The following is a 9,766-nucleotide window of genomic DNA, read 5'->3' on the forward strand; positions in this document are numbered from 1 at the left end:
TGGTCAAACCGATAGCGCTTCCTGGCCTGAAACATACTGAATCCAATTTCTCAGTTCCCGGGTCCGGGTACTGATTTCAAAATCATCGACCGAACAGCCCAGCCGATTTGCGGTTTCCAGATCGCTTTCAACCATCAGCAAATCCTCGACAGCAACACCGGTGTTGAAAAACAGGCTGCCGTTCTCACGGATCGCATTGGCCACGATCGAGGGTGAAATTTCAGGATGGTATTGCAGCCCCCAGAAGTCTGCACCGCTTTGGCGCACTGCCATTGCCTGGACAGCGCTATGCGCGTTGAAGGCCAGGCAGTCACCGCCGTCGGGAATGCGGGTGACTTCGTCACGGTGAGCACAAGCAACACTGAAACCTGACCGGCGGCCCTCCATCATCGGGTGTTTCACGCCTTCTTCCGTTAGTTCAACATTCAAAGCAAGCCCGGTTTCTTTGCCCTTTGGGCAGGCGGCGATTTCGCCGCCCAGGCAGACAGTGCCGATCTGCAGACCGTAGCACACACCAAGCACAGGGCGCCCGGTTTCGAAAGCAAGGTCGCATGCTGCCCGAATAGGGCGGGCCAATTCGTCGTCTGCTGGCCACTCGTCGCCGGCCCCAGTCATGACGATGCCGTCCAAGCCTTCAAAATCTGCGCGTGTCATCTCGGTCTTGTAGGGCTCGGCGACACGGATTTTAATACCTGGTATGACTGCTGAGAACACCCGGGCAAAGTTTTGCGGCGCGGCCCGTCCTTGCTGACGTCGGCTGCTGGCAAGATTGGGGGAACTGGATTCTACAATCAGAATTTCGGTCATGTTCTTCCTTGGTCAATTGAATCGGTTTGCTTCTGAGCGCTTCTTGCGCGGTTTGCCTTACTCGGCTGCGACCTTAATCACCGGCTTCATGCGCTCCAGCACATCGTCGCTGAGGTGGCATTTGATCTGGTGGCCGCCGTCCAATGTGCGCACCGGCGGGACGTCCTTCTCGCACAAACCGCTCGGCACTTCGGATTTCCAGCGGCAGCGGGTCTGGAACGGGCAGCCCGGCGGCGGGTTCATCGCCGAGGGGATGTCGCCCTCCAGAACGATGTGCTCTTTCTCCACGGACGTGTCGGCGATCGGCACCGCGCTGAGCAGCGCCTCGGTATAGGGGTGGTAGGGCGGTGCAAACACCTGGTCGGTGGTGCCCAGCTCCACCACATGGCCGAGATACATCACCATCACCCGGTCGGAGAGATAGCGCACGATGCTGAGGTCGTGGGAGATGAACAGGAGCGTCGTCTTCTCCTTGCGCTGAATCTCCATCAGGAGGTCTGTGACAGCGGCCTGCACTGACACATCCAGCGCCGAGACGGGTTCATCCGCCACCACGATGCGCGCGCCGCCGGCAAAGGCGCGGGCGATGCCGACGCGCTGCTTCTGGCCGCCTGACAGCTGCCGCGGCATCCGCTCGGCAAAGGCGCGGGGCAGTTTCACCAGATCAAGAAGCTCCAGCATCCGCTTGCGCCGTTCTGCTTCGGAATTGCCGATGCCGAAGATTTCCAGCGCCCGAATGATCTGGCGGCCGACGGTCATCGAGGGGTTCAGCGTGTCAAACGGGTTCTGGAACACCATCTGCACGTCGGAGACGGTTTTGGTGTCGCGCTCCTCGATCGGCACCTGTTCGATGTTCCGGTTGTCGAGCAGGATCTGGCCCTCGGTCGCTGTTTCCAGCCCCATCAGCACCTTGGCAAAGGTGGACTTGCCGCAGCCGGATTCGCCGACGATGGCGAGGGTCTCGGATTCGCGCGCCTCGAAACTGAGGGTCTCGTTGGCCTTGACCACCTTCTTCTCGCCGCCGCCGAACAGGGCGTTGGCGGCCACCTCGTAGTATTTCTTGAGGTTGTCCATCTTGAGGACGACCTTGCCGGGCGCGGTCTTTTCCTTCTGCTCGCCCACGGTGATCGGGGCGTTCCAGTCGATCTCCTGGAACTTGAGGCAGCGGGTTTCATGCCGGTCATTGCCGTGCACAGGCGACATCGGGATCACCATGTCCTGATCGCAGCGGCCTTCCTCGAAATAATCGCAGCGCGGGCCGAAGTTGCAGCCCGGCGGGCGTTCATGGGGCAGCGGGAAGTTGCCGGGGATCGCCACCAGCGGGCGCGCGTTCTTGTCGGCACCGGGCAGCGGGATCGAGCGGAACAGCGCCTGGGTGTAGGGGTGCTGCATCTCGTCAAACACGTCGTGGATCGAGCCGCGCTCGACCGCCTCGCCGGAATACATGACGCAAAGCCGGTCGCAGGTTTCCAGAACCAGGCCGAGGTTGTGGCTGATGAACAGCATCGAGGTGCCGTATTTCTTGCCCAGGTCCTTGACCAGCTCAACCACCGCGGCCTCTACCGTCACGTCGAGCGCGGTGGTGGGCTCGTCCAGGATCAGAAGCGACGGCTTGGACATCAGCGCCATCGCAATCACGATCCGCTGCTGCTGGCCGCCCGACAGCTGGTGCGGGAAGGAGTTCAGCATCCGCTCCGGGTCGGGCAGGCGCACGTCGGTGACCACTTCCAGCGCGCGGGCGTAGGCTTCCTTTTCGCTGACGCCCTCGTGGATCATCGGCACTTCCATCAGTTGCTTGCCGATCCGCATCGCCGGATTGAGCGAGGCCATTGGCTCCTGATAGATCATCGCGATTTCATTGCCGCGGATGTCGCGCAGTTCTTCCGCGCTCATCTCCGCCAGATCGCGGCCCTTGAACTTGATGGTGCCGCCGACGATGCGGCCATTCTTGCCAAGGTCCTGCATGACGCCAAGCGCCACGGTGGATTTGCCGCAGCCGGACTCCCCCACCAGGCCAACGGCCTCGCCGGGCTGCACAGTGACCGAGAAATCCATCACCGCGGGAATTTCGCGCAGGCGGGTGAAGAAGGAGATCGACAGCTTGTTAATCTCGAGGATCGGGCCGTCGTAATCTGCCAGTTTGTTCATATCCGCCTCCATCAGTCTTTCAGGGATTCTTCGCGCAGGGTGTCCCCCAGCAGATTCAGGCCCAGAACAAGGCTCATGAGGGCCAAGGCAGGCGCCAAAGCGGGATGAGCATACAGCGCCAGGAACTTCCGGCCTTCGTTGATGGTAGTGCCCCAGTCCGGGCTTTCCGGGGTCAGGCCGAGACCAAAGAAACCCAAGGCTCCCAATAGGATCGCGGTGTAACCGATGCGCAGGCAGAAATCGACGATCAGCGGCCCGCGCGCGTTGGGCAGGATTTCCCAGAGCATGATGTACCAGGGACGCTCGCCGCGGGTCTGGGCAGCTGCAACAAAATCACGCGTCTTGATGTCCAGAACCTGTCCGCGCACGATACGAAACTTGGCCGGCGCACCAACCACCGCGATGATGGCGAAGATGTTCTTGAGCCCAGGCTCGATCAGGAAAATTCCCGTGGGGTCATAGTCAAAGGCAGTTCCAAGATAAACCCAGGCGCCAATGCCCAGCGTGGTGCCGACCAGCACGTTGCGCAGAACAGGGCGCACATAGAAACGGGAGTGCCAGAACAGGCAGAAGAAGATCATCGGGAAGATGAAGACGATTGCCGCCAGAACATTGGGAACAGATGCCTGCCAGACATGCCCGGCACCAAAGCTGATGGCAGGGCCACCTGCGCGGATTTCCGGTGTTACCAGCAGGTAGAACAGCAGGATGACCGGGAATGCGATAATCAGGTTGGCCGCAAAGGTCAGGGCCGTGTCCATGCGGCCGCCATAGTAGCCAGCGGGCAGGCCCAGAGTGATCCCCACCAGGAACGCAAAGACTGTCGCAATGGGGGAGACGGTCAGCACGATGCGGCTGCCGGAAACCATCCGCGAGAACACGTCCCGCGCCAGATTGTCACCGCCCAGCAGATACCAGCTATAGGTATCTTCATCCGCCCCGGGAATGGCGCTGCCAGGCAGAGCGTTTTTCATGCCGGAGAACTGGCCATAGGGGTCGTGCGTGATTATCTGATTTGCAAAGAGTGCAGTCAGAACCCAGAACAGCACCAGGGAGAAACCAGCGACTCCAATAGGGCTGTCAAAGATCTGGCCATAGAGGCCGGTTTTGCGGCGTGTGGCAATGGATCCGGTCAGGATAACTGCCATGCAGGCCCAGACGGGCAGAAAACGCAGGCTCAGCTGCAAGAGAAGTTCGGGAGTTGTGAGATCAGTCATGGTCCCGGATCCTTAGTTGACGCGGATGCGCGGGTTGAGGAAGACATAGCCGATGTCGGAGATGAGCTGGGTCAGCAGCACCACGATTACCGCAACTACAGAAATGCCCATCAGCAGTTCGATGTCATTGTTGCCTGCGGCCTGAACCAGCGCCCAGCCGAAACCCTTGTAATTGAAGATCGTTTCCACGATCACAACACCGGTCAGCAGCCAGGGAATTTGCAGCATGATCACGGTAAAAGGGGTAATCATTGCATTCCTGAGCGCGTGTTTCAGCACAATCGAACGGAAGCTCACCCCTTTCAGGCGGGCGGTGCGGATGTACTGCGCGGTCATCACCTCGGTCATCGAGGCGCGGGTCATCCGGGCGATGTAGCCCATACCGTAGAATGTCAGCGCCAGGACAGGCAGGGTGAAGTTGGCAAAGGTGATGCCCTTCATCGCCGTGGCGGCAGAGGCTTTGAACAGGGTTGGGCCGTCAATCAGGCCCCAGTCTGCCAGGAGCGGTGAAATCCCGGCATTTTTCGAAGCGAAAAAGGATATCAGCACCACCGCAGATACATACTCCGGGGTGGAGGTGGTAATGATCGAGAACGTGGAGAGCAGCCGGTCGGCCCAAGAACCTTCGTGCATGCCGGCCAGAACTCCGATTAGCAGAGATAGCGGCACCATGACACAGAGCACCGCAAGCATCAGATAACCGGTGGTGCCTAGCCGTTTGGCGATGACGGTGCTGACCTCTTCCTTGAATACCGTGGAGAAGCCGAACTCCCCCTGAAGCACGCCGCAGTACTGCGGAGCCGCTTCCGCAGGACGCACTGGCCTCGAACAGCGGGTGTGCATATCTCCGTCCGCATCGGTCAGCCGTGCGGATGGGATGACCCCAAGCCATTCTCCGTACTTGGAAAAGATGTCCTGTGTATAGCCGCGGTCTGCCAGCCATGAGAGGACTTCGGCGTCGCTCATACGGGCATTGGCCTCAGTCTTGGCCAGCTTCTCAAGATTGGGCATTAGATTGGTCAGGAAGAAGACCACAAAGGTCAGGCAAGCCGCCGTCAAAACCATGACGCCGAACCGCCGCAGAATGAAGTGTCGCATGGTAACTCCGAGTGTTCAGGCAGGCCACGGGGGGAGCACAGGTCCGCAGCCTGCCGTGCCTAAACGCTAGGGTTTAGGCCCAGCCCCACTTGTACAGCTGAGGCAGGAAGGAAATATGCGGCTCGGCGTTCAGGACGCCTTCACGCGACTGACGGAAAAGGGAGCGCCAATAGGGCTGGATGATCACGGCCTCATCCACCATGATCTGTTCCATCTTTGCCGTGATCTCGCTGCGTTTTGCCGGATCAGCTACTGCGACTGCTTGATCGAGGAGCGCATCGAACTCAGCATTGGCAAAGCCGGATTCATTCCATTTCTGACCGCTGCGGTAGCAGATGCCGTAGAGTTGCACCCCCAGCGGGCGGTGGTTCCAATCAGTGATGCTGAACGGATATTTCGTCCAGTCGTTCCAGAAGGTGGAACCCGGCATGATGGTGCGCTTCACCTTGATCCCGGCGTCACGGAGCTGAATGGCAACAACATCAGCAGTGTCTCTGCGGAAGCCGCCATCAATCGAGATCAGTTCATGCTCAAAATCGGCCATGCCAGCCTCGTCCATCAAGGCTTTGGCGCCCGCCGGATCATGCACTGGGTCGCCAATGTTGGCGTATTCCGGATGCACCGGCGCAACATGATGGTTCTGTGCAACCTTGCCGTTGTTGTTGAACCCAAGTTCCAGCACAACGTTATTGTCGACTGCCTTCTGCAGTGCTTTGCGGACCCGGACGTCAGCATAAGGTTTCTGCCCGTTCACCTCGGCCTGCTGGTTGGCGCGGATAACAACCGTAGAGCCCGTTGCGATTTCGGATGTTTGCCAGCCCAACGCTTCGATTAGTTCCAGATACTCGCCCGACGTGTTGTAGGTCACGTCAATCTCATCCGCCTCAACAGCAGAAAGAACCGCAGAGGCGTCGGTGCCGTAGTCGAGGAATTCAATCCGGTCGAGCCAGGCACCGGTACCTTCGCCCCACCAGGTATGATCCGTGTTGCGTTCCACAGCTGCGCGGACGCCAACCTGAAACTCGACCGGTTTGTAAGGACCGGTCCCAACCGGGTTGGTCAGCATTGTTTCCGGCGTATAGCTTTCATGCACTACCAGGGCGGGGTAATCTGCCAAGCCGGGAATGATCGTGATGTCAGAAGAACGGCATTTCAACTTGACGGTTTCACCATCGACGACAGTGATAGCTCCGGCTGCCGCTTTCTTGGTTTCCGGGTCGACCAGGGAATTCATGCGCGACGCCATCGAGTTGCCCTCGACCTCAGCGTCGCACCAGCGTTCGATATTGCGGGCGACGTCTTGCGCGGTGAACGGATCACCATTGTTCCACGTCGCTCCCTTGCGGATTTTCAGCGTATACTCGGTGGCGTCGCTGTTGACTTCCCAGCTTTCCAGCAGCCGCGGCTTGAAAGTTCCGTCGTTGTTGTATTCGACCAGATATTCCAGCCAATTGGAGGCGACCATCGACATCGCCGCGAAATCCATCGTACGGGTGTCCTTCAACGCATGCACGCCTACTTCAAGCCGCAAGGTTCCGCCGCGTTTGGGCGTGGCTGCCTGTGCCGGTGCAGCCATGCCCAGCATGCCATAGGCGGTTGCTGCGGTTGCGCCGAACACGCTGGCCAGTGCCAGAAACTCCCTCCGGTCCATGTCACCGCCTCGACGTGCATGGCCAGCGGCTTTCAGAACATGTTCTGGCAATGGCTTGCCGGTTCGTTCACCAGTTTGATTGTTGGGGCTCATGTCTTCCTCCCGTTGAGCATTCGCTGAAGAAAGGGGAGAACCCCCAGCTACCATTTCCTCCAGACCTAGCCTCCCAGCACATGGAAATTTGGCATTTCTTCAGAACTGCCTAACTGTGGCGGCACTCGATCTTCCAAGCCAGCACAGGCAGCTTCATTGTTGCCGCTGATGAATGACATTGAGAATTTGAATGCTGGGAAGTTGAGGCAGAGGCGTCATCCAGAGCCGTTTACACCTGAAGGATGAGGGTTTCCGCTCCACTATACCGGGTGGAGAAGAACTGTACCCTGCTGCGAATATTAAATTTTGGTAGCCAGGCACAGCGTAGCACTGCGAGGTTTTCGTACGTGCCTACACCGGACTTGAACTGGATGCCGCGCTTCGCCCGTGCAGCATTCTGAACCAGCTCAAAACTGCCGTTGGTCACAGCCTCTCGGCTCAAGGTCGAGAACCGCCCTGCCTCCTCCAACCTCGGAGAAACCCGAGCCTTCATGGATGATGCCAAGCGCATCCTGATCTTCTCCGATGCGGGAGGCACCGGGCGCAGCTATCACGCTGATCTTGGGGCAAAGAACCAGCGCCTCCGGGTGCATTACCTCCTGGAGCCCGGCTGGAAGGCCGACAATGCGATCCAGGGGCTGGGGCGCACCAATCGGACCAACCAATCGCAGCCGCCGCTCTTTCGGCCGGTGGCGACCAATGTGAAAGGCGAGAAGCGGTTTCTCTCCACAATCGCGCGGCGTCTCGACACGCTCGGGGCGATCACGAAAGGCCAACGCGAGACTGGCGGGCAGAACATGTTTCGCGCCGAGGACAATCTCGAAAGCCCCTACGCACGCGCGGCGCTGCGGCAGTTCTTCTACAAGCTGCGTGCCGGCAAGATCGACGCCTGCTCCTATGCCCGCTTTCAGGAGATGACCGGGCTGACGCTCGACGAGGCGGATGGCACCATGAAAGAAAACCTGCCGCCGATCCAGCAGTTCCTGAACCGCTGTCTCGCGCTCCGCATCGACATGCAGGACGCGATCTTCGAGGCTTTCGGTGGGTTTCTTTCGGCGATCATCGAAGATGCGCGCCAGGCAGGCACGCTCGATGTGGGCCTTGAGACGCTCAAGGCCGAGAAATTCGAAATTGTCGATCGTAAGGTGATTTTCGAGCATGAGGCGACGGGGGCGACGGCGACCGCCCTGACCGTCGAGCGGACCGATCGCAACGACCCGCTCACCCTGCCCCGGGTCAAAGCCATCTGCGCCAATACGAAGGGTGCGAGGCTCTGCTGGAACAAGACCTCCAAACGCGCCGCCCTGATGGTGAAGGCGTCGGCCTTCATGGATGAGGACGGCGTGCCGATCCTGAGGGTGAAACTCCTGCGGCCCATGGCGACCGAAATCCTCGCCCTCACCGAGTTCTCGAAGTCGCACTGGGAAGAAATCGACGATGCGATGTTCGAGCAACTCTGGCAGGCCGAGGCCGATGCGGTGGCGCCAATTGCGCGCGACAGCGGCGCCAGAACGCCGGGGCGCAGCATCGGCGGCGGCAGGCCCTACCTGCGCTCGATGCTGTATCTGGCTGCGCTTCAGGCGTCCCGCCGTTGCGAACGCTTCATTGCGTTCCGCGCGCGGCTGCAGGCGAAGGGAAAGACGCCGAAACAGGCAATCATTGCTGTCGCCCGAAAACTGCTCACAATCCTCAATGCGATGCTCAGAACCGGTACTCAATTCAACCCGGAAGCAATCTGAGCAGCCGCCACAACATTACGGTTGCCGGTTTGTTTCTCAAGCAGAACGACTGACGTCCAAGGCATTCAGAATGGCCTTGCCAAGCGCTTCGTCCGACACGTCCTCCGGCAAGACCGTATCTTCATGGCCGCGAACGCCCTCCCAACTGGAACGCCCGCGATAGCGCCATGGCTTGAGCCTGATCTTTGTGTCCTGCAAGGTCAGCGTCACGCTCCCTGCGCCGTCGTACAGCGATTTCAGGGTTTTGACACCCGCGCGGGCCTTTTCTGCTTCGTTCAGCGCCTTAATTTCCTCCGGTGTCGGCCACCGCATGATGGCATCCCATTCCGGGTGATCGGGCGTTATGAAGCGGCTCGCCATGAGCGCCGCACGCGCTTCACGCCCGATGTCTTCTGCATTCATGTTTGGCCCGAGGTATTCATTGTACCCCTTGGGGTCGGGGCACCCCCGCCGATAGACCGCAAATGAGATAATCTTCGTGAAGGCGCGATGCGCATTAATGATTGCGTCCTTGGACTCTTTCGGAGGCTTGGCGCGTTTTTTCCGCTCCGCCGCTTCCGCGAGCCGCTTCTCTTTTTGTTCTTCAAAGGTCAGGACTTTTCTCATCGGATACGGCTCACTTCTACGTCGATCCCCAAACTCTCAGCATAGTCTATCGCGCGTTGAATTTGAGTAAACTGTTCCGGGGTGGTGTCATTTGGAATGGCAAGTTCTAGGCGCTTCAGGTCGATTTGGTCAGGACGCAATGGGAAGGCATCGAGATTGGAACCATCAAATTCGTCGATCTGGTCAATGTATCGCTTCAATGCACCGTAGATACGGCTGGGCCGGTCCACATATCCCGGCGCGCGTGTGTCCAGTGTCTTTGCGCTTGTGGCAAGGCCTTGATCGTCGTCGAAGAAGTCGAACGTCTTAAAATTGTCAGGTGTACGCTCTCCCAAATCGCCCAGTCGTTCAAGATGATCCTCCCATGGTCCGCCTTGTTCTTTGATCGGACCTCCCCAGCGGATGCC

6 protein-coding genes and 2 pseudogenes are annotated in these 9,766 nt (G+C 59.2%); 1 reads left to right on the plus strand and 7 read right to left on the minus strand.

The window, feature by feature from the left end; genetic code table 11:
• Window positions 1-3 precede the first annotated feature (3 nt).
• The 5 genes from VWZ85_RS14445 to VWZ85_RS14465 all read right to left on the minus strand — a co-directional run bounded on the left by VWZ85_RS14445 (window position 4) and on the right by VWZ85_RS14465 (window position 7,014).
• Window positions 4-807, minus strand: coding sequence for a type 1 glutamine amidotransferase (locus VWZ85_RS14445; protein WP_416535675.1), 804 nt, complete (start codon window positions 805-807; stop codon window positions 4-6).
• Window positions 808-864: 57 nt separating this feature from the next.
• On the minus strand, window positions 865-2,955 hold the full coding sequence (locus VWZ85_RS14450; protein WP_416535676.1) for a dipeptide ABC transporter ATP-binding protein: 2,091 nt from the start codon (window positions 2,953-2,955) through the stop codon (window positions 865-867).
• Between the two features lie 11 nt (window positions 2,956-2,966).
• Window positions 2,967-4,172, minus strand: coding sequence for an ABC transporter permease (locus VWZ85_RS14455; protein WP_416535677.1), 1,206 nt, complete (start codon window positions 4,170-4,172; stop codon window positions 2,967-2,969).
• Window positions 4,173-4,184: 12 nt separating this feature from the next.
• Window positions 4,185-5,270, minus strand: coding sequence for an ABC transporter permease (locus tag VWZ85_RS14460; protein WP_416535678.1), 1,086 nt, complete (start codon window positions 5,268-5,270; stop codon window positions 4,185-4,187).
• 73 nt (window positions 5,271-5,343) lie between these two features.
• A complete protein-coding gene (locus VWZ85_RS14465; RefSeq protein WP_416535679.1) occupies window positions 5,344-7,014 on the minus strand; it encodes an ABC transporter substrate-binding protein in 1,671 nt (556 codons plus the stop codon).
• A gap of 434 nt (window positions 7,015-7,448) precedes the next feature.
• On the opposite strand from VWZ85_RS14465, the pseudogene VWZ85_RS14470 reads away from it, so the two are divergent.
• Window positions 7,449-8,495: pseudogene (locus tag VWZ85_RS14470) on the plus strand (strawberry notch C-terminal domain-containing protein); the annotation flags it as partial.
• 294 nt (window positions 8,496-8,789) lie between these two features.
• Here the strand turns inward: VWZ85_RS14470 and VWZ85_RS14475 are convergent.
• Both VWZ85_RS14475 and VWZ85_RS14480 read right to left on the minus strand, forming a co-directional pair.
• The gene (locus tag VWZ85_RS14475) at window positions 8,790-9,359 is read right to left on the minus strand and encodes a contact-dependent growth inhibition system immunity protein (RefSeq protein ID WP_416535680.1); all 570 of its coding nucleotides are present in this window, start codon (window positions 9,357-9,359) and stop codon (window positions 8,790-8,792) included.
• Window positions 9,356-9,766, minus strand: a pseudogene (locus tag VWZ85_RS14480) (hypothetical protein); the annotation flags it as partial. The gene VWZ85_RS14475 and the pseudogene VWZ85_RS14480, both read right to left, overlap by 4 nt.

Origin of the sequence: Phaeobacter sp. JH20_29, assembly GCF_048056175.1 — a bacterium.
Classification (GTDB): Bacteria; Pseudomonadota; Alphaproteobacteria; order Rhodobacterales; family Rhodobacteraceae; genus Phaeobacter; species Phaeobacter bryozoorum.